The sequence below is a fragment of the Acetobacter sp. P5B1 genome (assembly GCF_018811985.1).
GTDB classification, from domain to species: Bacteria; Pseudomonadota; Alphaproteobacteria; order Acetobacterales; family Acetobacteraceae; genus Acetobacter; species Acetobacter cerevisiae.
The window spans coordinates 1-24,937 of sequence record NZ_JACRVS010000029.1; the positions used below are offsets into that span (position 1 = coordinate 1).

General features: G+C 58.9%; 22 protein-coding genes and 1 tRNA gene. 10 read left to right on the forward strand and 13 right to left on the reverse strand.

Going from position 1 to position 24,937, the window contains the following annotated elements; all coding sequences use genetic code 11:
- Positions 1-553: 553 nt before the first annotated feature.
- The gene (locus KP703_RS13140; RefSeq protein ID WP_082782821.1) at positions 554-2,170 is read right to left on the reverse strand and encodes an efflux transporter outer membrane subunit; all 1,617 of its coding nucleotides are present in this window, start codon (positions 2,168-2,170) and stop codon (positions 554-556) included.
- 59 nt (positions 2,171-2,229) lie between these two features.
- Here KP703_RS13140 and KP703_RS13145 point away from each other — a divergent pair, with 59 nt between their 5' ends.
- Positions 2,230-2,901 carry a TetR/AcrR family transcriptional regulator gene (locus KP703_RS13145; protein ID WP_252354078.1) on the forward strand — a complete coding sequence of 224 codons (672 nt, stop codon included), beginning with the start codon at positions 2,230-2,232 and terminating at the stop codon, positions 2,899-2,901.
- A 106-nt stretch (positions 2,902-3,007) separates the two neighbouring features.
- On the opposite strand, the gene KP703_RS13150 is transcribed toward KP703_RS13145, so the two are convergent.
- From KP703_RS13150 to KP703_RS13175, 6 genes are all read right to left on the reverse strand, one after another.
- Positions 3,008-3,931 (reverse strand): FAD-binding protein, encoded by a 924-nt coding sequence (locus KP703_RS13150; protein ID WP_215755265.1) that lies wholly within the window; start codon positions 3,929-3,931, stop codon positions 3,008-3,010.
- A 2-nt stretch (positions 3,932-3,933) separates the two neighbouring features.
- Entirely contained in the window at positions 3,934-4,683 is a 750-nt protein-coding gene (locus KP703_RS13155; RefSeq protein ID WP_062141284.1) for an electron transfer flavoprotein subunit beta/FixA family protein, read from the reverse strand.
- Positions 4,684-4,745: 62 nt separating this feature from the next.
- Entirely contained in the window at positions 4,746-6,383 is a 1,638-nt protein-coding gene (locus tag KP703_RS13160) for an electron transfer flavoprotein-ubiquinone oxidoreductase (protein WP_215755266.1), read from the reverse strand.
- Positions 6,384-6,521: 138 nt separating this feature from the next.
- On the reverse strand, positions 6,522-7,181 hold the full coding sequence (locus tag KP703_RS13165; protein WP_215755267.1) for a 2OG-Fe(II) oxygenase: 660 nt from the start codon (positions 7,179-7,181) through the stop codon (positions 6,522-6,524).
- A 150-nt stretch (positions 7,182-7,331) separates the two neighbouring features.
- Positions 7,332-8,711 carry an oxygen-independent coproporphyrinogen III oxidase gene (hemN, locus tag KP703_RS13170; protein WP_215755268.1) on the reverse strand — a complete coding sequence of 460 codons (1,380 nt, stop codon included), beginning with the start codon at positions 8,709-8,711 and terminating at the stop codon, positions 7,332-7,334.
- Positions 8,712-8,715: 4 nt separating this feature from the next.
- A complete protein-coding gene (locus KP703_RS13175; protein ID WP_062141292.1) occupies positions 8,716-9,555 on the reverse strand; it encodes an OmpW family protein in 840 nt (279 codons plus the stop codon).
- A gap of 301 nt (positions 9,556-9,856) precedes the next feature.
- On the opposite strand from KP703_RS13175, the gene KP703_RS13180 reads away from it, so the two are divergent.
- A complete protein-coding gene (locus KP703_RS13180; RefSeq protein WP_215755269.1) occupies positions 9,857-10,636 on the forward strand; it encodes a helix-turn-helix domain-containing protein in 780 nt (259 codons plus the stop codon).
- Here KP703_RS13180 and KP703_RS13185 read toward each other — a convergent pair.
- From KP703_RS13185 to KP703_RS13205, 5 genes are all read right to left on the reverse strand, one after another.
- The gene (locus tag KP703_RS13185; protein WP_082779509.1) at positions 10,616-12,154 is read right to left on the reverse strand and encodes an efflux transporter outer membrane subunit; all 1,539 of its coding nucleotides are present in this window, start codon (positions 12,152-12,154) and stop codon (positions 10,616-10,618) included. The two genes, KP703_RS13180 and KP703_RS13185, sit on opposite strands and share 21 nt — an antisense overlap.
- Positions 12,151-15,240: an efflux RND transporter permease subunit gene (locus KP703_RS13190; protein WP_215755270.1), complete on the reverse strand. Its 3,090-nt coding sequence runs from the start codon at positions 15,238-15,240 to the stop codon at positions 12,151-12,153. The genes KP703_RS13185 and KP703_RS13190 overlap by 4 nt, the downstream gene beginning before the upstream one ends.
- The gene (locus tag KP703_RS13195) at positions 15,233-16,336 is read right to left on the reverse strand and encodes an efflux RND transporter periplasmic adaptor subunit (protein ID WP_252354080.1); all 1,104 of its coding nucleotides are present in this window, start codon (positions 16,334-16,336) and stop codon (positions 15,233-15,235) included. The genes KP703_RS13190 and KP703_RS13195 overlap by 8 nt, the downstream gene beginning before the upstream one ends.
- Before the next feature lie 384 nt (positions 16,337-16,720).
- Positions 16,721-18,295 (reverse strand): Do family serine endopeptidase, encoded by a 1,575-nt coding sequence (locus tag KP703_RS13200; RefSeq protein WP_215755272.1) that lies wholly within the window; start codon positions 18,293-18,295, stop codon positions 16,721-16,723.
- Between the two features lie 178 nt (positions 18,296-18,473).
- A complete protein-coding gene (locus KP703_RS13205; RefSeq protein ID WP_061507709.1) occupies positions 18,474-18,947 on the reverse strand; it encodes a nucleoside deaminase in 474 nt (157 codons plus the stop codon).
- A gap of 278 nt (positions 18,948-19,225) precedes the next feature.
- Between KP703_RS13205 and KP703_RS15820 the strand changes: the two genes are divergently transcribed.
- The 8 genes from KP703_RS15820 to KP703_RS13240 all read left to right on the forward strand — a co-directional run bounded on the left by KP703_RS15820 (position 19,226) and on the right by KP703_RS13240 (position 24,477).
- The gene (locus KP703_RS15820; RefSeq protein ID WP_256441421.1) at positions 19,226-19,354 is read left to right on the forward strand and encodes a hypothetical protein; all 129 of its coding nucleotides are present in this window, start codon (positions 19,226-19,228) and stop codon (positions 19,352-19,354) included.
- A 120-nt stretch (positions 19,355-19,474) separates the two neighbouring features.
- The gene (locus tag KP703_RS13210) at positions 19,475-20,203 is read left to right on the forward strand and encodes a gamma-glutamyl-gamma-aminobutyrate hydrolase family protein (protein ID WP_215755273.1); all 729 of its coding nucleotides are present in this window, start codon (positions 19,475-19,477) and stop codon (positions 20,201-20,203) included.
- Positions 20,200-20,958, forward strand: a complete 759-nt coding sequence (locus KP703_RS13215; protein ID WP_215755274.1) for a pseudouridine synthase — start codon at positions 20,200-20,202, stop codon at positions 20,956-20,958. The genes KP703_RS13210 and KP703_RS13215 overlap by 4 nt, the downstream gene beginning before the upstream one ends.
- Positions 20,959-20,960: 2 nt before the next feature.
- Positions 20,961-21,596: a 16S rRNA (guanine(966)-N(2))-methyltransferase RsmD gene (rsmD, locus tag KP703_RS13220; protein WP_215755275.1), complete on the forward strand. Its 636-nt coding sequence runs from the start codon at positions 20,961-20,963 to the stop codon at positions 21,594-21,596.
- 146 nt (positions 21,597-21,742) lie between these two features.
- Positions 21,743-22,339, forward strand: a complete 597-nt coding sequence (gene ssb, locus KP703_RS13225) for a single-stranded DNA-binding protein (RefSeq protein ID WP_061507705.1) — start codon at positions 21,743-21,745, stop codon at positions 22,337-22,339.
- A gap of 78 nt (positions 22,340-22,417) precedes the next feature.
- Complete coding sequence (locus KP703_RS13230) at positions 22,418-23,734, forward strand: O-antigen ligase (protein ID WP_215755276.1); 1,317 nt, start codon at positions 22,418-22,420, stop codon at positions 23,732-23,734.
- Between the two features lie 189 nt (positions 23,735-23,923).
- Positions 23,924-24,337, forward strand: a complete 414-nt coding sequence (gene dksA / locus KP703_RS13235; protein ID WP_043549927.1) for an RNA polymerase-binding protein DksA — start codon at positions 23,924-23,926, stop codon at positions 24,335-24,337.
- A 65-nt stretch (positions 24,338-24,402) separates the two neighbouring features.
- A tRNA-Thr gene (locus KP703_RS13240) sits at positions 24,403-24,477 on the forward strand.
- A 259-nt stretch (positions 24,478-24,736) separates the two neighbouring features.
- Here the strand turns inward: KP703_RS13240 and KP703_RS13245 are convergent.
- On the reverse strand, positions 24,737-24,937 hold a 201-nt coding region (locus KP703_RS13245; RefSeq protein WP_215755277.1), incomplete at its 5' end, for a hypothetical protein.

A 24,937-nucleotide genomic window follows, 5' to 3' on the forward strand; every position in this document is an offset into this window, starting at 1 on the left:
TATGCAAGATATACTAACAAACGTCATGACCAAATCAGAAATTCAGTCAGATCCCCTTAACCTAACAACCAAAAAGGCCGTCAGATCAAAAAGATACGCCGTCAGCATATCCCTCTCTTCGTATTCTCTTGTCAAAGACCTAACCGAACCGAGCCAAGCAATCTAGCAGATCCAGAGGAAGCTGCCAACCGTGATCTCGTCCGGTGAAGCGGTTTCTAAGCGATCGACCCCTACCCGTCAACACCATCCGACATAAAAACTTCAAAAAAGCGCGTCTTAATTTTTAGATAACGCCAAAACCCCAGTTTCCCGCCAGTTTTCAACGGGATAGCAGTTTTAGCCTTCTGCCGAATCACCTCTAAACCTTAACGGAATCGTTTTTGAGAGTAGCTCCGCAGGATGAGAACTCCTCATTATAAAGGGGTAACGCCCCTCCTCCTAAAAGGATGCCCGCCTCAAGGCCCTATTTCCCGCCTAATCTCCGCCTTACAAATGCAAAACCCCCGACGTCTGCGACGCCGGGGGTTTTGAAGCACACTGACACAGCGAGCTCTTAGCTGTGCTGTGTCGCCTTAGGTGTGGTTTTGCTGGCCTCAGGATAAGTCGTCTCCCAACCACCGCCCAGTGCATTATAAAGACGCACCAGATTATCCGAGATGACCGCCGTGCTATCTGCCAGCTGCGTCTGGGACGACAACAGGCGACGCTCTGTGTCCAGCACCTGCAGGAAGCTCTGCATCCCGTGGCGATACTGATCCTGCGCCAGCTGCCAGGACCGCTGGTCCGCCGCCACCTGAGCCTTGAGACTGAGGTTCCGCTTCTGCTCGGCCTCATAGGCTGTCAGAGCGTTATCCACCTCGCTCCACGCCTTGAGCACCGTCTTCCGATACCGGAGCGCTGCTGTTTTCTGAGACGCCTTCTTCATTTCAAGCTGACCGGTCAGACGGCCCCCCTGAAAGATCGGCAGAGAAATGGAGGGACCGACATTCCATGTCCGCGCACTCCAGAACCCGAGGTCCCGGAAAGAGAAGGACTGGAAGCCAAACCCGGCATCAATAGTGACTTTAGGATAGAAGTCCGCTTCAGCCTGACCGACTTCCGCCGTCGCAGCATGCAGTTCAGCATCAGCTTCCCGAATATCCGGGCGTCTGCGCGCCAGTTCAGACGGCAGCCCCACAGGCACAGCTGCGGGAACCAGAGGAATGGAAGCCGTCTGCGTCAGTTCCGCATTCAAACCACCCGGAGGCGCACCCATCAGCAGATTGATGGCGTTAATCTGCATGGCAATCCGCTGCTCAAACTGCGGAATGCTGGAATTAGTGCTTTCTACCTGTGAACGGGCGCTTTCTACATCCAGTTCACTCACCAGTCCGCTCTTATAGCGGGCGCTACTGAGATTGAGCATCTGCGTGGCGGCATCACGGTTGGCGATGGTGATCCGTAGCTGTTCCTGAAGACCGCGCAGCTCCATATAGTCCCGCGCTAGTTCAGCCTGACGGGCGATCAGGATACCGCGACGTTCTTCCATGGAGGCCGTCAGATAAGCCTTGGCCGCTTCATACTGCCGACGGACACGGCCCCACAGATCGACTTCCCAGCTCGCCTGAAGGCCATCCTGCCACTGGTTGAGCAAAGGAATGGAGACATTGGCAGACTGGGAGGACAGAAGAGCGCCCATTCCTTCCGGCGCATTCTGACCAATCCGCTCTACAATGCGGCTGAGCTGTTTACTGCTATACTGCGCACGCTTGTAGGAGCCAGATGCGGCAAGATCAGGGAATCGCTCGGCTCCGGCAATCAGCAACTGCCCGCGGCTAACTGCGAGCTGTTCCGTCGCCTGCAGGACATCAAGGTTTTCTGAGGCCAGGCGTTTTTCAAGAGACGTCAGTTCCGGGTCCTGAAACACGGACCACCATTCCGGGTCAGGCGCCTGTGTGCTAGGCACACTCAGAACACGGGAAGCCCCTTCCAGTTTGGCATGCTGCCATTCTGCCGGGGTCCATGTGGCTGGCTTTTTGTAATCCGGGCCTACCATGCACCCACCCAGCGCTAAAGCCAGAACTATGGTGCCTGCCCCCGACACATACCGTTTCGCCACCTGATCGCTCCTAACGAAAGTCCGTATTCTTACTACCCGGTTCTTGCACTGACCGACCGGTTCGGTCAGCATGCCAAACTATCGTTTTTCAATGTTGCGTCAATCATCATACTTGGGAATAACACCACACAATGTCTGTCTCCCCTTCTAAGCCCGTGATGGTGACCCACCTCTGCACCGGGGAATCTGAGGCCAAGCGCCAGCAGATTCTGACCGGAGCAAAAGCTGTTTTTGCCGCACATGGCTTTGAAGGCGCCAGTATGTCCGCCATTGCGCGTGAGGCAGGCGTTTCCAAGGGCACGCTGTATAATTACTTTGCCAACAAGTGCGACCTGTTTGCCGCCTTTGTGGAAAAGAACTGCCGGGAAAAACTCGAGGTGCTGGCCCCGGTGCAGAAATTAAGCCTGTCTCCGGAAAAGACGCTGACGGCTCTGGCCCGGGAGATTATCCGGCTGATCATCTCACCTGAAAGTCTGATGCTCTACCGGATTATTGTCTCCGAAGCGCCGCATTTCCCGCATCTGGCCACAACCTTTTGGCAGAGTGGCCCCAAAAGGGCGATTGAAACCCTGTCTGGCTGGATTGAAGGACAGGTAGCGCAGGGCACACTGAACGTGGATGACCCTGTTTTTGCAGCAGAGCAGTTTTTCTCACTCTGCCAGACGCGCATTGCGCACCGAAAGCGCTTCAATATGCCGTTTGATAATGAGGCTGAAGACGAAGAAAAGGTGATTCACGCTGCCGTTCGCATGTTTCTGGCGGCCTATGGCGTCAAGCCTTCTGAAGCCTCCGCCGCAGACTGAGCCTCTCAACACATTCCAAAAAAACAAAAAGCCTGTGTGCTCTGAGTAAGAGCGCACAGGCTTTAAGCTGTAACGACCCGCAAATCCGGGCCGCAGAAGTAATCGTTTAGTTCAGCGCCTCGGTCAGAGCGGGCACGATCTCGAACAGATCCCCCACAATGCCGTAATCGGCGACTTGGAAGATCGGAGCTTCCGGATCCTTGTTGACGGCCACAATCACGCGGCTGTCTTTCATACCGGCCAGATGCTGGATCGCGCCGGAAATACCGAACGCCAGATAGAGCTCCGGAGCCACGATCTTCCCGGTCTGCCCGACCTGGAATTCGTTCGGCACAAAGCCCGAATCCACAGCCGCACGGGATGCGCCGATAGCAGCACCCAGCTTGTCAGCCAGCGGTTCCAGAACGTGGAATTTTTCTTCGCTCTGAAGGCCACGGCCACCGGAGACAACCACGCGGGCGGATTCCAGTTCCGGACGCTCGGAATCGGACAGGTGAACTGCCACGAATTCCGAAACATTCGGGTTGGTTGCAGGCGCAACCGTTTCAATCGGAGCGGCCCCGCCTTCTGCCGGAGCGGCATCAAACGCGGAGCCACGCACCGTCAGAACCTTTTTGGCATCGGACGAACGCACAGTAGCCAGCGCATTACCTGCATAGATCGGGCGCACGAAAGTTTCGGCGTCCACAATGCTGACCACTTCCGGGATCGGCTGCACATCCAGCAGAGCAGCAGCGCGCGGCAGCACGTTTTTGCCCACAGCGCTGGCCGCGGCAACAATCTGGTCATACCCGCCAGCAAGCGAGACAATCAGAGCAGCCAGCGGCTCAGCCAGTTCATGCGCATACTGTGCATCGGCAGCATGCAGAACCTTGGAAACACCCGGAATAGCGGCTGCGGCCTGTGCCACGGCGGCATCACCCGCCACCAGCACATGCACGTCACCCAGCTGAGAGGCAGCGGTTACAGCAGAAAGGGCAGACTTTCTGATCCGGCCCTCTTCATGATCGAGAAGAACAAGAGCGGTCATGATCAGATCACCTTTGCTTCGTTACGCAGTTTTTCAACCAGCTCACCCACGGAACCAACCTTCACACCAGCCTGACGCTGCTGCGGTTCCGCTACGGACACCACCGTGAGGCGGCGGGTCATGTCTACGCCGAGGTCTTCAGCCTTCAGCGTTTCCGTCGGCTTTTTGCGGGCCTTCATGATGTTGGGCAGAGAGGCATAGCGCGGTTCGTTCAGACGCAGATCCGCCGTCACAACAGCCGGCAGTGCCAGAGAGACATCTTCCGTGCCGCCATCGATTTCACGGCTGACCTTCACGCGGCCATCCGCAACTTCAACCTTACCGGCAAACGTGCCCTGACCCCAGCCGAGCAGACCAGCCAGCATCTGGCCGGTTGCGTTCATGTCATCATCAATGGCCTGCTTGCCAAGAATGAACAGACCCGGCTGTTCTTTCTCGTTAATCGCCTTCAGCACCTTGGCAACAGCCAGAGGTTCCGGGCTTTCTTCAGACAGAACCAGAATGGCGCGGTCTGCGCCCATGGCCATGGCGGTCCGCAGCGTGTCCTGTGCCTGCTGCACCCCGATGGAGACAACGACAACTTCAGACGCAACGCCTTTTTCCTTGAGACGCACTGCTTCTTCTACAGCAATCTCATCAAAGGGGTTCATCGACATCTTGACGCCAGTGGTTTCAACACCGCTGCCGTCCGCCTTAACACGCGGTTTGATGTTGTAATCAACAACCCGCTTTACAGGTACTACAATCTTCATGGCTTCTTTCGCTTGCAGACGCAGGATCGTTCAAACGTTGCTTACCGTACTTTGCAACAAAATCACATACCAGCAGGATAATTAGGACCACCACCGCCTTCGGGCACAGTCCAGTCAATATTCTGGGTTGGATCCTTGATGTCACAGGTTTTGCAATGCACGCAGTTCTGCGCGTTAATTTGCAGAGCCGGCGCTGTGGCTTCATCCACCACTTCATACACGCCAGCCGGGCAATAACGGGCTTCCGGTGCACGGAACACATCCCAGTTAACCGTTTTCCACAGGGACGGATTGCGCAGGCGCAGATGCACTGGCTGATCTTCCTCATGGTTGGTGGCGGACAGGAAGACGGAAGACAGGCGGTCAAACGTCAGCGTGCCATCCGGTTTGGGATAGTTCGGCTTTTCACACAGATTTGCTGCTTTCAGGGTCTCGTTGTCCTGATGCTTGAAATGCAGCGTCCACGGCGCACGGCCACGCAGAAGCATGGCGTCCAGCGCGGCATAAACTGCTCCACCCTTCATGCCGAAATGTGCAAAAGCCGGACGGACATTGCGGGCTGTGCGCAGTTCTTCCCACAGCCAGCTGTCTTTAACACGCTGCGTGTAAGAGCCGGGCTCAACCCGATCCGTCTGCATGGCCTCAACAACAGCGTCCGCTGCCAGCATGCCGGACTTCATGGCCGTATGCGTACCCTTAATTTTGGGCATGTTCAGGAAGCCTGCGGAATCACCAATCAGTGCACCGCCGGGGAAGGTCAGACGTGGGATAGCCTGCAAGCCACCTTCGGAAAGGGCACGAGCGCCGTAGCTGACGCGACGGCCGCCTTCCAGATGCTTGCGGAACGCCGGGTGCAGTTTAAGGCGCTGCATTTCGTCGAACGGAGAAAGCCACGTGTTGGGATAGTCCAGCCCGACCACAAAGCCGTAGGACACCAGATTTTCACCAAAGTGGTAGAGCCATGCACCGCCATAGGTGTTGTCATCCAGCGGCCAGCCAAAGCTGTGCTGAACCAGACCGGGGCGATGGTTTTCCGCCGGAATTTCCCAGACTTCCTTGATCCCCAAGCCGTAGGTCTGCGGGTCCACGCCCTTGCGCAGGTCGTAATGCGCCATGACCTGCTTGGTCAGGGAACCACGGCAACCTTCTGCAAACAGCGTATAGCGCCCGCGCAGCTCCATGCCCGGCTGGTAATTGGGGCCTTCTGCACCGTCTTTGGTGATACCCATGTCCCCGGTGGCCACACCAACCACGCGGTTATTTTCAATCAGGACTTCAGCGCCAGCAAAGCCGGGGTAGATTTCCACACCCAGCTCTTCGGCCTGCGTAGCCAGCCAGCGGCAGACTTCACCCAGACTAACAATATAATTGCCGTGATTGGCCATGTGCGGCATCAGCCGGTCCAGCATGGGCACGCGCAGGCTGCGGGTTTCGGTCAGATAGAGCATCTCTTCTGACGTCACCGGTGTGTTCAGCGGTGCACTACGGTCCTGCCAGTCCGGCAGAAGCTCAGCCAGAGCCCGTGGCTCAATGACTGCGCCGGAGACGATATGCGCTCCGATTTCGCTGCCTTTTTCAATCAGACAGACGCTTGTTTCCGGTGAAAGCTGGCGCAGGCGAATAGCCGCAGCCAACCCGGCCGGTCCGCCACCAACGATGACGACATCAAACTCCATCGACTCACGCACAGATTCACTCATTCCCGTTCACAGCCCCCGTTGAGATCTCGGCGAGGCCTTCCTAAAGCCGATTTAACGCGGAATTGCAAAAAAACAGCCGTAGCAGACCCCGGATTCTGCCTGAAAACCCGTGTCTGAAGCCTTATTTTCAGTTCTGTTTCAGGCAGAAGCCGCTGGCACACGCGGTCCAAAGGCCAGCTCATGCACGGCACGCCATGCTGGGTCGACAAAATTGACGATCAGCGTACGGCGTGTGCCCTCGATAGGCCGCTTAACAAAGCCATGCCATGTTTTGTCAGACGGAATGAACAGCACACCGGAATTGAACGCGCCAGACGCCCGCGTGACGGACTTGCCGTCCGGCGACATGAGGTCCGTGCCCCATGCATGCTCTTTATCGTTTGTGGACAGCGAGATCAGCAGTGTGAGTCTTTTCGCACCAATATCAGTGTGTGGTTCCAGCCAGAAGCCATCCGTGTCCAGACACAACTCCAGCCGCAAGGCGGAGTCTTCCAATTCTGCGCCACAGACGTCCTTGAACACTTTGCGCGCGGCCTCGCTGTCCAGCAGGTGCGCCATCCGGTCCAGCCGCGCGTCCTGCGCACGGGTTGCGGGGTCCACAAACACGCGGAACTTGTTACGGGTCTCACGGCGGCCGCCGACATCACCGGCCCGCGCATCGTCACCCGGTTCCCATTCCAGCAAGGCATCGCAGGCGTCTGGTTCCAGAACGGACTCCAGCATCCAGTGCGTAAACGGGACCTGTGCAGGCTGCATGGTAGCCAGCTTTTCTGTCAAAGCGGGGGCGTCAGAACGCATCTGTTCTGTCCTTCAGCTGTGATGCGGGTTCCTGCCCTTAAGAAGAATACCGTTCTTTTTTATGGCATCCGGGCGGGGAAAGTTTTCTCTCCATGCGCCAAAACACGCGCACGATCAACTGATGCCTCAACGGGCAAAGCCCGTGAAGGTTCAGAGTGCCGTGGCAAAACGGGGTTGAGGCGCACTCCCCGGCATGACGGAAGAAAGGGTCTGGCGGCGCGTATCAAACACGGCAGCCACATTCCGCAGGAAAGGCCGTCCTGCTTCCGTCACCCGCACGCAACTGCCGTCTATCTGCACGAATCCGTCCTGCACGAATGGCTTGAGGGCGGCAGATTCTACCGAAAAATCATACGCAGCGGCAGGACCCGCCTGAAGGTCCACCTGCATGGTACACATCAGCTCTTCAATCAGATAACCACGCAGTTTGTCTTCTGCCGTGCGAGCCACGCCACGCGCAACCGGCAGGCCATCCTGATCCGCGAGAGCGCGGACATACGGCGCAACAGCTGTGATGTTCTGGGTGTAGCCGTCCGGCAACATGGAAATAGCAGACGCGCCCATTCCCAGCAGCACGGTAGACGAATCGGTCGTATAACCCTGAAAATTCCGGTGGAGCGCCCCCGCCTGTGCGGCCTGAACCAGCGTATCGTCCGGCAGGGCGTAATGGTCGAGCCCGATGGGCACGTACCCTTCCGCACACAAAACCTCTTCAATACGGGCGCGCTGACGCAGGCGCTCGACGGGCGGCGGCAGGGCCTCTTCGGGGATCAGACGCTGGCGCTTCTGCTTCCACGGCACATGCGCATAGCCAAATACTGCCAGACGGCTGGGCCGGAGAGACGCGATTTTACGCGCCGTGGCGGCAACACTCTCTTCCGTCTGATACGGCAGGCCATAAATCAGATCGACATTTACACCGGACACACCGGCGGCACGCACAGCGTTGATACAGTCTTCCGTCTGGGCAAAGGACTGATGACGGCCAGAGGCCTCCTGCACCTTTTCTTCCAGATCCTGCACACCAAGGCTGATGCGCGTAAAACCAAGATCACCCAGCAGTTGCGGGTACCCTGCGGGCACATGCCGGGGGTCAAGCTCCATCGCCAGTTCGGCGCCCGGCTCAATCCGGAAAAACTGACGCACACTGCGCAGCACCTGCCGAAGCGAGGCCGCAGGCAGCGTGGAAGGAGTCCCGCCCCCAAACTGAAGATGTTTGACGGGCCGCTGCGGACCCACCAGCGCCACAACACGGCGCAGTTCCTCGCGCAGCAGATCTCCGTAAGCCATACGCCCGTCTTCATGGCGCATGACGGATGTATTGCACCCGCAGAAGCGGCACAGTTCATCACAGAACGGAACATGAAAATAAAGAGACACCGGCTCATCCGCCGGGAGGGCGCGCAGCCATTGTTCGGCCAGCGCAGGCCCGACCGCATCCGTAAAGCTGGCTGCGGTCGGGTAGCTGGTGTAGCGCGGCAGGTTTCCGCCGTAACGGAGAACCAGATCAGATAAGGATACCGCGCTCATACCATTAGAACCGGTAAGCGATACCAGCGGAGACCACGGTCGGGTCCAGAGATTCGTGCGCACGAACGCGCAGCGTTTCTGCCGGATTCTGAACCCATGCATGCATACGGACAAACATCTGCTTGACGTCTGCGTTGAAGAACCAGTTGCCAACCAGCTGATAGTCAAAGCCAGCGTTGACAGACGGGCCACCGGTGAAGCCGGAGTTCAGCTTGGTCAGACCCAGCGGGCTGCCAGCATTGCCCTTCATGTTATGGAACCACATTGCCGTAACACCCACACCCACATACGGGTTGAAGCGCTTATGCGGACGGAAGTGCCATGCGAAGGTCAGCGTCGGCGGCAGCACCCAGGCACTCCCGACGTCCAGCTTGCGCGGGCCACCCAGAGACGGAACATCGCTCCCCAGCGCAGCCACTTCGTGACGGGTGCTGGTGGCAATCAGGTCAACAGAGATATTGTCCGTCAGGAAGTATTCCAGCGTCAGTTCAGGCATTGCCTGGTTGGTGGTGGACAGGTGCGTGTTGCGCAGGGGAATGGTCGCACCACCGGCATGCAGAGCCACGTTGCTGTCACGGTCCTGCGGCAGAACGCCCACACCGGACAGGCGGATCATGAAGTCACCTTTACCCAGACCGATCTTGGTGCTGGCACAGGTTTCAAAAATTCCGCAATGGCCGCTACCCGGACGCGGAGCAGCCGGAATTTTGCTCATAACCGGAGCATTCACATAGGTTGCGTTCGGGGATGCCGGAGCAGCAACCTGTGCCTGAGCCGCGGCCGTGCCGGAAACCGCAGCCACACCCGCCGCAAGGGCTGTAAATAAGGAACGAAGCTTGACCATACCTGTTACTCTTCCAACTGCGCTGTAAGTTTATGAGTGGGGAGAAATCACGCGCAGAGGCCGGTCACCATGATTTAGATCAAACCCACATCATGATGGGGCGAAGAGTGTGTTATTTAAACCACAGCGCACAACACAACTCTGATATTCGTTTAAAACATCCTTGCGAGTAGAGATTTTGGAGAGCTGTCGTTGATTTATATCAACAATAACCTAATATTTACGATAGATTTCCCTGACACAGGCTTTTCCGGATAATCCTCGCATCCGCAAGAGTCGGCTTTGCCGGACCCATACCTTCATGCCGCCTGCTCCCCATTCACGGACACAGTCCATACCGCTCAGGCGCAGGTTTACGCCTGAAGCCCGGACTGATCTTCATCGTTGTCTTGTCTGTGAAATTCGCGAACACAGCGTGTGCAACGGCATTGATGACACTGAGTTGGCCATCCTCGCACAAGCCTCAAAACGACTGACACTGCCACCCGGCACAGCCATGATTGAAGAAGGCACACCCGCACTGTCCTTCTTCAACGTGACATCCGGCACGGTCAAACTGTTCAAATCCCTTCCGGATGGCCGCCGCCAGATTACCGGTTTTGCAGATGTCGGGCACTTTCTCGGCCTGACCACAGCCAAGACCTATTCCTTTGGCGCGGAAACGGTGGATACCGTGCAGGTCTGCCGTTTTCTGCGCCCTCAGCTGGAAACATTGCTGACCGATTATCCCCAGTTTGAACGCCGGCTGCTGGATGAAGTGACGGACGAACTGGCGGAAGCGCAGGAACAAATGCTGCTGCTGGGCCGCAAGACGGCGCGCGAGCGCGTTGCCAGTTTCCTCTTAAACCGCATGATGCCACCAGCCCCCTCCGGGCAGGGCAAAACCGAAGGCCGTCTGGTCTCTCTCCCCATGACACGGGTCGATATTGCGGATTATCTGGGTCTGACCATTGAAACGGTGAGCCGCACGATCAGCGCCCTCCGGCGTGAGCAGACCATTACCGGCACCGATAATCACGGGATCCGGGTGCTGTCCGTCACGCGCCTGCGGGACCTCGCCTCAGGGCAGGATAGTCGCTAACCCTTTATCCGGATGCCAGGACGGCGTGCGCGGCGCGTCCGGCTCCTTGCTGTTCCACCAGCCCCCACCCAGAGCCTGAAACAGCGCAACTGTATCTGACAATCTATCCGCTCTGGCCTGTGCCAGAGCCAGCTGAGCCTGAAGCTGGGTCTGCTGCGCCTGAAGCATAGAAACCTCACTCACATCGCCAAGCCGATACTGCGCCTGTGCAATATGCCAACTCTCTGCAGCTGCGGTAGCGGCGGAAGCATTGGCACCCAGGGCCGTGGCATCGGAACGTATCGCGGTGAGCGTATCCGCAACATCCTGCAAAGCCGCAATAATGGTTGTGCGATAATCGGCTGCCGCCTGATCATACTGCGCGCGGGCCGCATGTTCCTGATGCCGCAACAGACCGCCATCAAACAGCGGCTGGGTAATCATGGCAGCGATTTCCCACTGCCCAAACCCCGGTGAGGCCATCTGCGCGATGGACGCCGCAGCAAAACCCGGCGTTGCCCCAAGCTGCACATTGGGCAGGCGGTTTGCGACTGCGACGCCAACCTGCGCACAGGCGGCGTGCCAGTTGGCCTGCGCTGTGCGGATATCCGGGCGCTGCTCAATCAGGCGAGCAGGCAGGCTGACCGGCAAGTCAACCGGCAGGCTCAGACTCTCCAGCGTAAAGCTCGGCTCCGGCGCATCCGGCGCATCCCCCACCAGAGCCGCAATAAGGTGCTTTTGCTGCTCCAGCTGCTTTTGCAACGGGGCCAGAGTGGCTTCGTTTTGCGCCAGAGAGGCGCGCTGCATGGCCACATCATTGCGGGAAAACTGCCCGACCTGCTCCTGCCGTTCTGCCGAGGCCAGCAAGGTGCGCTGCAACGCCACCAGAGACTGGGTAGCCTCCAGCTGCGCATTGAGCGCTGCGTAATCAATCGCCGCCTGCACAACGGAAGAGGTCAGCGTCAGATAAACCGCTTCCAGCTGGTCACGCTGGGCATCGCGCAAGGCTTTTGCGGCTTCCACCCCACGGCGCACACCGCCCCACAAATCCGGCACATAGGAAATATTCAGCTGCGCCGTGTGCACGGTGTAAAGCCATGCGTTGCTGTTGGGCACAGGCGAATATGTGCGGGAGGTCTTGTTCCGTGTCGGGTTGAAGCTCCCCGAAATGGACGGATACAGCGCGCTCTGCTGGGCCAGACGGTTTTCATTGGCCGCAGCCAACGCGTCCCGCGCGGATTCCAGAGACGGATTCTGGTCCAGGGCACGCCGCACCAGCCTGTCCAGATCCGGCGAATGGAACAACGCCCACCATTGCGGCGGAATATCCTGCCCCGGATGGAAAACCTGCACCACGCTCTGCGGGCCAGCAGCAGCGGCTTCGGCTGAGCCAGCCACAGGCTGCGTGCTGCTGCCCTTCCCCGCCTGCCCATATTCGGTGGGAGCGGGTGGCGCAGGTTTTTTAAAGTCTGGTCCTACGGCGCACCCACTCAAAGCCAGAGCTGTAGCTGCCCAGAGTATCAGTTTATTTGGCATCATCGCGCAGGCTCCCGTGCGGCTGCCCGGCGCTCACACCACGCTTCCAGCTCGTAATAGAATGTCGGCAGGATAAACAACGTCAGAATCGTCGCGATCCCCAGACCGCCGACCACCACGGTCGCCAGACCCCGCTGCACGTCCGTGCCAATGCCGGTTGCCATGGCGGCAGGCAGCATGCCCATGCTGGCGACGGTGGCCGTCATCAGCACAGGGCGGAAGCGTTCACCCGCCCCTTCCAGCACGGCGTCATACAAGGGCACACCCTGGGACCGATGCCGGTTGATGTTGGAAATCATGATGATCCCGTTCTGCACCGCCACGCCGAACAGCGCGATAAAGCCAACAGCTGTCGCCACGTTCAGGGTTTCACCCCGAACCTGTAGCGCGACCAGACCACCCAGCAGAGCCAGCGGCACCACAGCCAGAATCAGCACAGCCTGCCGCAGAACCCGGAACTCCGCAAAGAGCAGAACCAACATGACGATCAGCATGATACCCAGCGCCACACTCAGGCGCGCCTGTGCGCGTTGCTGCTGCTCAAACGCACCCGCCCATTGCAGACGATACAGACTGGTGTCGAAATGCACCTGTGCGGCAATTTTCTTCTGCGCTTCCGCCATATAGTCGGACAGAGGCCGCTTGCCGTTATCCACGCGCAGGGTGATCTGTCGCTCCGTCATTTCATGCGAGATTGTGCCTTCACCGGTTTTCAGGCTGATCTGGGCAACCATTTCCAGCGGGATCTGCGCACCATTGGCCGCCGTCAGCGGGAGATGCGCCAGAGAGCGCAAGTTGCTGACTGTGGCCGGAGGCACGCGCACCGTCATATTGTAGGTGCGGTCGGCAATATAGATTTGAGAGACCGGGCCATCGCCAATCGCATTGCCCACCACGGCCATGATGTCGGCAACAGAAATACCATAACGGGCGGCAGCAGGCCGGTCCGCCACAATGTTGAGTTCCGGAATTTCGGGCTCCTGAAAGACGGACGCTTCGGTCGTGCCCTTCACGGTTTTCAGAACATCAACAATCTGGTTGCCAATCCGCCGGATTTCCCGTGCATCATTGCCATAAACGCGCAGAACCAGCGCAGAATGCGCGCCGCCGACCTGATCGTTCATCCCATCGGCAATCGGCTGACTGATGCCAAAATCGATACCCGGAATCTTCGCCAGACGTTCATGCAATTTGGCGACAAACTGAGCCTTTGTCTCGCCATGCGGCCAGGTGTTATACGGCTTGAGGCCCACCGGCACTTCGATGTGTGACGGCGTCCAGGGGTCCGTGCCGGAATCATTCCGGCCCAGCTGGGTTACGGCGTAAGAGGTTTCTGGGAACGTATAGATGGCATGGCGCACTTCATCCGCCATGGCTCCGGCTTTTTCCAGTGAGAGGCCGGAGGGCAGCTGAACCTGAAGCCACAACGCACCTTCATCCATTTCCGGCAGAAATTCGCGTCCGGTATTCATGCCCAGCACGACCACCAGCACAAAGGCAATCACTGCGCCGATATAGGCCAGCAACGGGCGGCGCATGGCGTGGGCCAGACCGTCATGGTACAGATGATGCAGCTTTTCCAGCGGCTTGTTATGGAAAATCTTGTGCGGCTTGCGCATGGCCAGAAAAGCCAGCGAAGGCGTGAGCACAATGGCGCTGAGCAGCGCACCCAGCAGGGCAAAACTGACGGTAAAGGCCATGGGCCGGAACAGCCGCCCCTCCGCGCCTTCAAACGCAAAGAGCGGGCTATAGGCGACAATAATCACCAGCGTGGAAAATACGATCGCGCGGCCGACATGTTTTGTCAGCCCTTCCACATCATCCAGAGACATGGTGCGGCCCGGTTCTGCTTCCCGCAGACGCAGGATGGATTCCGTCACCACAATCGCGCCGTCCACAATCACCCCGAAGTCAATCGCACCGAGGGAGAACAGGTTGGCGGGCATGCCGAGCAGGCTCATGATGAGAAAGACCGTCGCCAGCGCCAGCGGAATGGTTACTGCTGCCACCAGCGCACTCCGCGGACTGCCAAGGAAGAGAATGAGGATGACAAAAACCAGCCCCACCCCTTCCAGAACGGTATGCGTCACTTTCTCCGTGGTGGCATTCACCAGAACGTCGCGGTCGATATAGGGCACAATCCGCACACCCTGCGGCTCCAGCTGCTTTTGCAACTCCGCCACACGGGCATGCAGCAGATTCAGCACCTTCGAGGCGTTCTCGCCCGAGACCATGCTGACAATGCCCTCAATGGTATCCGGGTTTCCGTTTTTCCCCAGAATCCCTTCCCGCACCTGATGTCCAAGCTGCATCCGGCCCAGTTCCCGCAGGAAAACCGGGGTGCCGTCATGCTGGGTCACGGGGATATCGCCCATTTCCTTCAGCGAATGGATCATGCCCATGCCGCGGACAATGTAGGACTGCTCGCCCCGCGCCACACGGCCACCGCCGGCGTTGATGCTGCTGCTGGTAATAGCCGTCAGAACATCATTCACCCCCACGTGGAAGCGGGAGAGAGCGGCCGGATCCAGAAGCAACTGATATTCCCGCGTGAAGCCGCCAAAATTGTTAATGGCCGCAACACCCTGCACTTTTGTCAGGGCAGGCACCACAATCCAGCGCTGAATTTCAGACAGCTGCATCAGATTCTGGCTGTCTGATTCCAGCGTGTAGCGGTAAATTTCACCCGATGGGCTGGTGACAGGCCCGAGGCTGGCCGTCACCCCCGGCGGCAGCGTGACCTGCGCCAGCTGTTCCGTCACACGCTGGCGGGCGGCGTAAACATTCACGCCATCCCGAAAAATCAGATTGATAAGCGAGAGGCCAAACGTGCTGCTGGAACGGCTGTTGGACAGCCCCGGCGTGGCCGCCAGCTGGCGTTCCAGCGGAATAGTGATCAGCTGCTCCACTTCCTCCGCAGCCAGCCCTGAGCTTTGGGTCGTGACCTGAACGGACACGGCCCCAAGGTCAGGATAGGCTTCAACCGGAAGATCTTTCCACGCCCAGCCGCCCCACAGGGCCAGCACCGCCATCGCCACAAAAACAATCCGGCGTTCCCGCAGGCAGGCCGCAATAATCCGCTCAATCATCGTTCAGCAAAACCCCACCGCGCGTCACGATGCGGTCTCCGGCACTCAGGCCGCTCAGAACCCGTGTATCTTCACCTTCGTCGTAGGAAATACCAACCTTGCGCCGCTTGAACGTCCAGGGCGCGGTTTCCACAAACACCGTCACGTTGTCATTATTCATCAACAGGGCCGACTGCGGCACCATCAGGCCCGGCGGCTGCTTGAGCTGGATATTGACCGTTGCGAACATATTGGGATGCAAGTCTTCATCCGGGTTCGGCAGCGGAATCATGGCCCGCAGACGGCGCGTTTCGGGCCGCAGATCCGGCTCAACGGTGGCGATTTCTCCATACAGCACCACCCCGTCCCGCGCGGGCAGGGTGAGGGAAACGGACTGGCCAATATGGATCTGGTCCACATCGGCTTCTGGCACATCGGCCACGGCCCAGATTTCCGAGAGATCTTCCACACTCAGCAAGGGCGCGGTGATGTCCGTCACGTTCTGGCCGGGCGCCATGCTGACAGCAGACACCACGCCGTCCACCGGGGAGCGCAGGACCAGCTTGCCGCCTGCTGCCGCATTATCATCAAAAGAACTCAGACGATCCTGCGCACGACGTTCTTCCGCCTGCGCCTGCACCAGAGCAGCGCGTGCGGCCTCAACATCCCGCGTGGCAGCCCCACCAGCCTGTTTGACCTGCTGGGCTCGCGCCATCGCAGCCTGCGCCAGTACCAGCCCGGCGCGTGCTTTTTCTTCATCCGTGGTGGCCTGCGCCATATCCCCGGCAAGCAGAGTCGCCAGCGGCTGGCCGTGCTTGACATGCTGACCGGGCACGACATTCAACGCCACAATGCGCCCGGTCACGGGTGCCAGAATGGGCACCTGCCGGGCAGGTTCCGTCACAATAGCGCCGGGAACGGACAAGGTATCCTTCGGGACAACAACCTGTACAGCCTCAACCCCCAGCCGCTTCCGCAGCGGCGAGCCCTCCGGCACGCTCAGGCTGCCATCCTGCCCCACAACAAGCGGGGTTTTCTCCGCCCATGCCGGGGTATTTGCCAAACACGCCAGAGCACAAAGCAGGCCAAACACGCGCCGACCCACCCGCAACCGCATAGGAACCACCCGTCCGGCTCGCATCACGCAACCCTGCACGGCAGATCAGAAAAATGAGTGAGTGTCATTGGGCGGATCGCTCCCACTTTATGAATTACGCAGGAGATACCCGCTCAGAACCTAAGCAAACAAGCCCCGAGGCTGGAGCATAGCTTTATTGCATTTGACGCATTAAGCGGATCTTGCTGAAAATTTCATCCACAAAACATCGAATGTAATCAAAATTTTACAATGTTTTTGAGCTTCAAGGCTCTTCAAAGGCTATTTTTTACGGTTTTTAGAAATAATACCACCCTGACAACACAAAAAAACGCTGGCCCTTTGCAGAGCCAGCGTTTTGCGAGACCGGATCTTGATGCCCGGTCTTAGACGATGAAAGCCGTCTTACTGGTCGTCATCATCCCCGCCATTAGAAGAGGAAGAATCAGACCCATCCCCCGTGCCATCCGGGGAAATGGCGATAAACAGAGACTGCCCATCCCGCAGCACCCGGAGAAGAACTGGTTTTTTAGCTGCCAGCGCTCCGCGTACCGCCGTAACAGCAGCCCGTGGGGAATCGACGTTCTGGTTACTGACGGACTGGATCACATCACCGGGGCGAATACCGGCCTGATCCGCCGGGGAACCGGGCTGCACATCATTCACCACCACACCATGCACATCACTACCCAGACCAAGCTGGCGACGGATATCGCCACTCAGCGGCGTGAGCGACACGCCCAGATGCTGGCCTGAGGACGCATTGCCCTCGATCCCACCATCGTTGGAAGCTTTGGCGAGGTTGCCGATCTTGACCGTCAGCGTCTGCGGCTTACCGCCGCGCAGATAGCCGATTTTGGCGTCCGTGCCTGGAGCCACAGAAGCAACCCGCACCGCCAGATCATGCGGAGAGGCGACTTTCTGACCATTGAAGTCGGTCACTACGTCTTCCGCCTTCAGGCCAGCCTTTTCTGCAGGGCTGTCCGGGCTGGTGCTGGCCACCAGCGCACCGGCAGGCGGCGCACCCGGAGCCGGAACGGGCATGTTCAGGGCTTTCGCCATAGCCGGGGAGATGACCTGAGCATTCACGCCCAGATAGCCACGGACCACATGGCCAGTCTTGCGTAGCTGGTCTGTCACGCTGCGCACGGTGTCAGACGGAATGGCAAAGCCGATGCCAATGGACCCACCGCCGGAGGGAGAGAGAATGGCGGTGTTAACCCCCACCACCTTGCCATCCTGCGTGAACAGCGGACCACCGGAGTTACCGCGATTGATGGGCGCATCAATCTGGATGAAGTTGTCGTACGGGCCTTCATTAATGTCACGCCCACGGGCGGACACGATCCCTGCCGTGACAGTGCCACCCAGACCATACGGGTTCCCAACGGCCACAACCCATTCACCGGGCTGCACATCATCAGATTCGCCCAGCTCGATAAAGGGCAGCTTCTGGGACGACGTGACTTTCAGAAGGGCCAGATCCGTCTTGCCATCGCGGCCAATAATCTTGGCGGGCAGCGTTGTGCCATCATCCAGCGTGACGGTGACCTTGGTGGCCCCTTTCACAACATGGTTGTTGGTGACGACGTAACCATCGGCTGAGATCAGAAAGCCAGACCCGCGGGCTTCAATCTGCTGGCGGGACTGCTGGGGAGCCATCTGGAACGGGAAGGGAAAAGGAAAGGGCATGCCGCCCATTCCCCCCATGCCACCGCCTTCACCCTCAACAGCATCAGCCTTGATCATGGAGGTAATGGAGACAACGGCAGGTTTGACCTGTTTGACCAGATTCACAAAGTTTGGAAGCGTCTGGACCGGGCTGCTCGGTTTGATGGCCCCGGCATCCTCAGCATAGGCAGCGTGGAGGCCAGCCGGCCCTGTGCCCATCGTCCCTACAAAGGCTGCACCAGCCAGAAGGGCCAGAAGTGTCTTGCGGCTAGTCCGCCCGAAAAACTTGGATACAGATTTTTCCGACATCACGATTCCGACTGTTCCCTTAAACTCTTGCCAACAGGGTCAATCCCCGCCGGGGCGCATGATTCAGACCATCAGGCCAGATATCATACGCTTCTGCGGTTAACATGGTTCCTTGATAACAAAAACAAAAGGTCGCCCGGCAGGAACCCCCTTATTTATCTTACTCTTGTAACATGCGTCAGAGCGCAGAAGAGGCCTCACTCTCCCGCTCTCGCAACGTCTGGAAAAAGGTTTTGAGCAAAGCGGCAGAGTCGCGTTCCCGCACACCGCCGATAATTTCCGGCCTGTGCAGCGCCTCGGCGCGAAAGGGTAGACGCGGCCCATGTTCCACGCCACCGCCTTTTGGGTCATACGCGCCAAACAACACGCGCCCGACGCGGAAATGCGCCAGCGCCGCTGCGCACATGGGGCACGGCTCCAGCGTGACGACAAGCGTGCAATCCGCCAGCCGTTTGCCGCCTCGTGCCGCCGTTGCTGCGCGCATCACCAGCATTTCCGCATGGGCGGAGGGGTCATGCAGTTCTTCCACACGATTGCCCGCCTGAGCCAGCACGGTGCCATCCGGCCCCAGCAAGACCGCGCCGACAGGAACTTCCCCTCTTTGCGCTGCGTTCTGCGCCTCGCAAAGTGCTAATTCCATCCCGTTTTTCATCGGTGCATGCCTCTTTTTGCCCCTGCTGGCTGTGCCGCAAACCGGTTTAGTCCCTCAGCTAAAAGGAGAAACTCACCAAATATTTCAAACCTCACTCGCCGTTCGATAAATTACGTCTTTTTGCCTTATTTCAAACGGTCGTTTTTCCTTGCAAAAGCGCGATCTTCTCTGTCATCATGCCTTATAGATGCCATGATCTGTTCTGTAACAGACATGCAACTGACACCATATTGTCAGGGAATTCTGCCCTGACCCAGATAGCGGAAAGGATTAGTACAATGCACAGTCTGTCTCTCATCCTCGCCGCCGCTGCGATCGGCCTCGGCCTTGCCGTTGTAGACCGGACGGTAAATGAACCGGCAACAGCCTCCTCCCACGTCCAGCGGGTTTCTCTGCTGCCGGGTTGATTTCTGCGGACTTTCTGCCGCTTTCAGAAGACGTTTGTGTTTATCCCCGTGCAAACCGTCGCAGGGTGTGGCACCTGATACGCTTCATCCGGCTTTTTCTGACAAAAGACACCCGAGTTCATGACCGCACGCCGCCCCGTTATCGGCATTACGCTTGACCATGAGGCGGCCGGACCAGACCGCTATTCCCGATTCCCCTGGTATGCTCTGCGGGAAAACTATATGTCCGCTATTGCGACGGCGGGTGGTTTGCCGGTGGCTTTGCCGCTTTTCCCGCAGTTTGCCTCAGAGTATCTCGACCAGATTGACGGACTGCTGATCGCCGGCGGCGCGTTTGATATTGATCCATCCCTGTATGGTGAGGCCGAGCGCCACAGCAGCGTGACCCTGCGCCCGGTACGCACACAGGCTGAGCAAGCCTATCTGGCTGCTGCCATGCAGCGTAAAATGCCGGTTCTGGGCATTTGTGGCGGCATGCAGCTTCTGGCCGTGGCCCTCGGTGGCACGCTGATCCAGCACATCCCCGAGTCCTGCCCCACGGCCCTCCCGCACGAGCAACCTAATCCGCGCGATGAAGCCAGCCATGCAGTGCATCTGGAGCCGGATACGCTGCTGGCGCGCTGCGTGGGGCGGCCCCGCATGGCCGTTAATTCCTCCCATCATCAGGCCGTGCGCACACCCGGACGCGGGATTATCAATGCCCTGGCAGAAGATGGACTGATTGAAGGGGTGGAAGACCCCACCCTTCCGTTTTGCCTCGGGGTGCAATGGCATCCGGAATTTGGCATAGACCCGGGTGACCGGAGCATTTTTAGCGCCTTTGTACAGGCAGCAGGAGAACAAGAGTGACGCAGGAAACGCGTGGAGAACGCATCGCCAAATGGCTGGGCCGAACCGGTGTTGCCAGCCGGCGTGATGCCGAGCGGATGATTGAAGAAGGACGGGTGAAGCTGAATAATCAGCCCGTCACGCATCCCGCCACGTTTGTTACTTCCGACGACATTGTGCAGGTGGACGGCAAGATTGTGGACCACCCCCAGCGCACCCGCCTGTGGCGCTACCACAAGCCGGACGGACTGGTGACGACGCATAAGGACCCGGAAGGCCGCCCGACTGTTTTTGCCTCGCTGCCGGAAGGCATGCCGCGCGTCATCAGCGTGGGCCGGCTGGATCTGAACAGTGAAGGCCTGCTGCTGCTGACCAATGATGGCGAACTGGCCCGACGGCTGGAACTGCCCAACAATGGCTGGCTGCGGCGCTACCGTGTACGCGTGTTTGGTGTGGTGGATGAGGCCCGTCTGGCGTCCCTCGCCAACGGCAGCGTGTTCGAGGGTGTGCGGTATGGGCCAATTGAAGCCGGGCTCGATTCCCGCAAGGGCGATAACGCCTGGCTGACGGTGTCCCTGCGTGAAGGCAAGAACCGCGAAATTCGTAAGGTAATGATGGGCCTGAACCTGCATGTCAGCCGCCTGATTCGCACCAGCTACGGCCCCTTCCAGCTCGGAACCCTGCAGCGCGGAGAGCTGGAAGAAGTGCCCGGCAAGATCCTCCGTGAGCAGATGCCCAGAGCCCCGGAAAAAACTGCTAGCAAGAAGGCCCGGTAACCATGCGGATTATTGCAGGGGCTCGCAAAGGCCGGATGCTGGCCGCCCCACCCGGCACCACAACCCGCCCCACGGCGGACCGGGTGCGGCAGGCGCTGTTCGATATGCTGCTTCATGCCCCATGGGGTGGCCCGGACCTGCTGACCAATGCGCGCGTAATGGATGCGTTTGCAGGCACCGGGGCGCTGGGGCTGGAAGCGCTTTCACGCGGGGCAGAACACGCCACGTTTTTTGAGAATGATCGCGCTGCTCTTTCCGCCCTGCGCACCAATATTGCAGGCTGTAAGTGGGAGGACCGAAGTAAGGTCGTTCCCCGGGATGTCACCAAACCCACGCGCGCTCCGGCCCCATGCTCCCTGCTGTTTCTGGACCCGCCCTATCGGCAGGATCTGCCTGCCCGGACACTAGCCGCCCTGCACGCCCAGGGCTGGATTGCACCCGGCGCCATTGCGGTGATTGAAACCGCCGCGCAGGAACCGCTGCCGCTGCTAGAGAAAAATGCGGACGGCACGACACGCCTGCCGGAAACCGCGCCCGTCAGTGAGGATGAAGAAACTCCACCTCCCCCGGCCTATGCGGGCACATTGCTGGCGGAACGACGGCATGGGGCCGCGCGTCTTACTGTCTGGCAGCTGTAAGCGCGTCCCCACCTCCCATCCGATTGAGGTGCGTGCGCCCGACTCGCCATTTTGGAGATAGAATCAAACCAGAACTGGCGACGGGCGCAGGAGTGCGCTACACGGGCTGGATACTCTTTTTATTGTTTTAGAAAACGGGGTCATTGATGGCTGGTAGCGTCAACAAGGTTATTCTGGTGGGCAATCTGGGCAAAGACCCGGAAGTCCGCACCAGCCAGAGCGGCATGAAAATTGTCTCTTTTTCTGTCGCCACCAGTGACACATGGAATGACCGCGCCTCCGGTGAACGCCGGGAACGGACGGAATGGCACCGTGTGGTCATTTTCAATGATCGTCTGGCCGACGTGGCAGAACGCTTCCTGCGCAAAGGCCGCAAGGTCTATCTGGAAGGCGCTTTGCAGACCCGCAAATGGACCGATCAGTCCGGGCAGGAACGCTACACGACCGAAGTGATTGTTGAGCGGTTCCGTGGGGAACTGGTTCTGCTCGACAGCCGCAGCGGCGGTGAAGGTGAAGAGTCCGGCGGCTTTGGCGGTGGCAGCAGCAGCTACGGCGGCGGGAATGGCGGTGGTGGTTACGGCGGCGGAAGCGGCGGTGGCTATGGTGGTGGCAATCAGGGCGGCGACTTTGGCGGCTCTTCCGCACCGCGCCAGAACGCTCCGGCCCGCGGCCCGGGCGGCGGCAATGCTGGCGGCTGGGACGCCCCCGGCAATAGTGATCTGGACGACGAAATCCCGTTCTGATCGGCCTATGGGTCTGACAGTCCCTCCCCCGGCCCTTTGCCGGGGTGATGCGGTCTGTCTCAACGGGAATTTTCCGTAATGACACCTGCATCTTCTGTTCCCCACTCTTCCGGTCGCCTTGCAGCGGCGCTGACGCTGTGTGGAACAGGGTGCACTTTTCTTCTCCCCCTCCTCTTCTTTTATAGTCGCGCGCTCAGCGATGTGGCGGCGACCACTATCGCCTGCCTGTTCCTCCTCTACTCCGCTCTGCAGAAAGACTGGCAGTGGATACGGAAGGACTGGCTACGCCCGGCTGCCGTGTTCTGCGGGCTCTGCCTGATCTCCTCCCTTTATATCGGCCAGAAAGGCGCATGGGTTCAGGCGTTATGTCTGCCGCGTCTCTTCCTGCTCACCGCCGCCATGGAAAGCTGGATTCTGGTCCCGGCCTCCCGCCGTAAGACACTGGCCGCCATTTTGTTTGTGCTGGCCCTGTGGCTGATCACCCAGTGCTGGAAACAGTATCTGACCGGCACCAACCTGCTGGGCTATCCCCCGGCGGATGATGGTGCTCTGACCGGCCCCTTCGTGAAGCCACGGGCCGGATTTACGCTGCTCATGCTCTTTTTCCCGGCCCTGATGCCGGTGGTTTTGCGCGCGTTTTATACCAAGCGTCTGCGCCCATGGATTGGCGGCGTGGTGCTGCTGGTGCTGAGCGTGACCACCATGGTGCTGATTGGCCAGCGGATGAGCAATGTGCTGCTCCTCTTCGGCCTGATGCTGACCGCCCTGATGATCCCGCGCTTTCGCGTGCCATTCGCCTTCGTGCTGGCTGGCGGAGCGGGGCTGGTGGCCAGCCTGCCCGATATCTCCCCGCGAACATATGCCAAGCTGGTGCTCAAATTCTCCAACCAGTTGCACCATTTTACTCAGAGCGATTACGGCAAGCTATATCGCACCGCTGTGACAATGATTGTCTCGCACCCCTGGATTGGGCTGGGCATGGATGGGTTCAGAAACTTCTGCCACACCCCCTTCCACACCAATGCCCTGACCGCCATCGGGCTGCCCCCGCTGGATAGTGACACCGCACACGGCTGCAACATCCACCCCCATAATTATTATCTGCAGATTGCCACCACCGCCGGGCTGCCGGGACTGGTGGCGTTCGCATGGATGATCTTCTGCTGGCTGCGCACCGGCTTGCGCGCGCTCGCCCCGGTCCGAAACCCGCAGCAGGCCATGCTGTTTGTCATGTGCTGTGTGGTGCTATGGCCGGTAGCCTCCACCAGCGCCCTGTTCTCCTTCCCCACCGCAGGCTGGGTTTTCCTGTTTGCCGGCTGGCTTCTGGCCGCCTCGGAGCCGCGCAACTCCTCCCAACAGAGCAGCGCCGCTCCATCAGTTTTTAAGAAAATCTAAATATTTCCTTTTATTAGCGGCCTGCTCCGATACTATTTCTTGGGCATATCCAGCCGCCTGCATGCCTATGCTGTCCTTTTTCTTCCGCTAAAATCTCATAATGTTCTTGGCGTTCGGGGTGCACACCGCTATAAGCCGCGTCATTCTTTCAAGGCAGGTGTCCTGTCATTGCAAAGGCTGACAACTGACATGATTACTCTACCGCCAGACTATCGCCCGTCCGACAATGAAGAGTTCATGAACCCTCTTCAGACGGAATATTTCAGACAGAAACTCCTGAAGTGGCGTGCTGAACTCCTGAAAGAGGCCGGGGATACGCTTGCCAGCCTTTCTGAAGGCGGCATTCATGAAGCCGACATTACAGACCGTGCCAGTGTGGAGACAGACCGTGCGCTGGAGCTGCGCACCCGTGACCGTGCCCGTAAGCTGATCGGCAAGATCAACCTTGCCCTCCAGCGCATTGAGAACGGCTCCTACGGCTATTGTGAGGAAACGGGTGAGCCGATCACTCTGCGCCGACTGGAAGCCCGCCCGATTGCGACCCTGTCCATTGAGGCGCAGGAACAGCATGAACGGATGGAAAAAACCCATCGTGACGATTAATTCCGCTTTTTAAGCGGAAACAGACTTGCGGCGTTCGGCGTGAACAGCTAGAACGCCGCCAGCGGGCTGCTGTAGCTCAGTGGTAGAGCACTCCCTTGGTAAGGGAGAGGTCGACAGTTCAATCCTGTCCAGCAGCACCAGCTTTCTTCTTTTTTTAAAATTGCAAGACAGCCCGCCCTTCAGCCCGCTTAGGGACTGTGGGACCGACGTGCGTGTTTGGCGCTCTCACTCTTTATCCCTTTAATGTGCGGCTCTTTGCCTCCCCGTGGGTAAACCTGTGGATAACGGGTGCAACCTCGGTGCGCGACTCAGAAAACCAGTGAAAAGCGACTCCAGAGGCTGTGGATAATTAACTGGATTTCTTATTTATCCCTAGGGAAAACGCTGGTTCACTACGCATCACCCAAGGTTGATACCCTCAGGAGCCTGTGCGCACACGCACTGTGAGCTGGTGATAAAAAAAGGGGGCTGAATAACAGCCCCCTCTTCCATCCGTCTGATCAGACTTAATCCAGCCTCAGTGGCCCGGGCCCCCGGGTTTTCCACCACCTCCGGGGCCACCATGACCGCCCCCACCTGGGCCGCCACCGCCTCCAGGGC

Excerpts from the sequence above, each read along its gene's own strand:
- KP703_RS13140 (WP_082782821.1), bottom strand. The coding sequence starts at position 2,170 with ATGCTGACCGAACCGGTCGGTCAGTGCAAGAACCGGGTAGTAAGAATA.
- KP703_RS13145 (WP_252354078.1), top strand. The coding sequence starts at position 2,230 with ATGTCTGTCTCCCCTTCTAAGCCCGTGATGGTGACCCACCTCTGCACC.
- KP703_RS13150 (WP_215755265.1), bottom strand. The coding sequence starts at position 3,931 with ATGACCGCTCTTGTTCTTCTCGATCATGAAGAGGGCCGGATCAGAAAG.
- KP703_RS13155 (WP_062141284.1), bottom strand. The coding sequence starts at position 4,683 with ATGAAGATTGTAGTACCTGTAAAGCGGGTTGTTGATTACAACATCAAA.
- KP703_RS13160 (WP_215755266.1), bottom strand. The coding sequence starts at position 6,383 with ATGAGTGAATCTGTGCGTGAGTCGATGGAGTTTGATGTCGTCATCGTT.
- KP703_RS13165 (WP_215755267.1), bottom strand. The coding sequence starts at position 7,181 with ATGCGTTCTGACGCCCCCGCTTTGACAGAAAAGCTGGCTACCATGCAG.
- hemN (WP_215755268.1), bottom strand. The coding sequence starts at position 8,711 with ATGAGCGCGGTATCCTTATCTGATCTGGTTCTCCGTTACGGCGGAAAC.
- KP703_RS13175 (WP_062141292.1), bottom strand. The coding sequence starts at position 9,555 with ATGGTCAAGCTTCGTTCCTTATTTACAGCCCTTGCGGCGGGTGTGGCT.
- KP703_RS13180 (WP_215755269.1), top strand. The coding sequence starts at position 9,857 with ATGCCGCCTGCTCCCCATTCACGGACACAGTCCATACCGCTCAGGCGC.
- KP703_RS13185 (WP_082779509.1), bottom strand. The coding sequence starts at position 12,154 with ATGATGCCAAATAAACTGATACTCTGGGCAGCTACAGCTCTGGCTTTG.
- KP703_RS13190 (WP_215755270.1), bottom strand. The coding sequence starts at position 15,240 with ATGATTGAGCGGATTATTGCGGCCTGCCTGCGGGAACGCCGGATTGTT.
- KP703_RS13195 (WP_252354080.1), bottom strand. The coding sequence starts at position 16,336 with ATGCGGTTGCGGGTGGGTCGGCGCGTGTTTGGCCTGCTTTGTGCTCTG.
- KP703_RS13200 (WP_215755272.1), bottom strand. The coding sequence starts at position 18,295 with ATGTCGGAAAAATCTGTATCCAAGTTTTTCGGGCGGACTAGCCGCAAG.
- KP703_RS13205 (WP_061507709.1), bottom strand. The coding sequence starts at position 18,947 with ATGAAAAACGGGATGGAATTAGCACTTTGCGAGGCGCAGAACGCAGCG.
- KP703_RS15820 (WP_256441421.1), top strand. The coding sequence starts at position 19,226 with ATGCACAGTCTGTCTCTCATCCTCGCCGCCGCTGCGATCGGCCTCGGC.
- KP703_RS13210 (WP_215755273.1), top strand. The coding sequence starts at position 19,475 with ATGACCGCACGCCGCCCCGTTATCGGCATTACGCTTGACCATGAGGCG.
- rsmD (WP_215755275.1), top strand. The coding sequence starts at position 20,961 with ATGCGGATTATTGCAGGGGCTCGCAAAGGCCGGATGCTGGCCGCCCCA.
- ssb (WP_061507705.1), top strand. The coding sequence starts at position 21,743 with ATGGCTGGTAGCGTCAACAAGGTTATTCTGGTGGGCAATCTGGGCAAA.
- KP703_RS13230 (WP_215755276.1), top strand. The coding sequence starts at position 22,418 with ATGACACCTGCATCTTCTGTTCCCCACTCTTCCGGTCGCCTTGCAGCG.
- dksA (WP_043549927.1), top strand. The coding sequence starts at position 23,924 with ATGATTACTCTACCGCCAGACTATCGCCCGTCCGACAATGAAGAGTTC.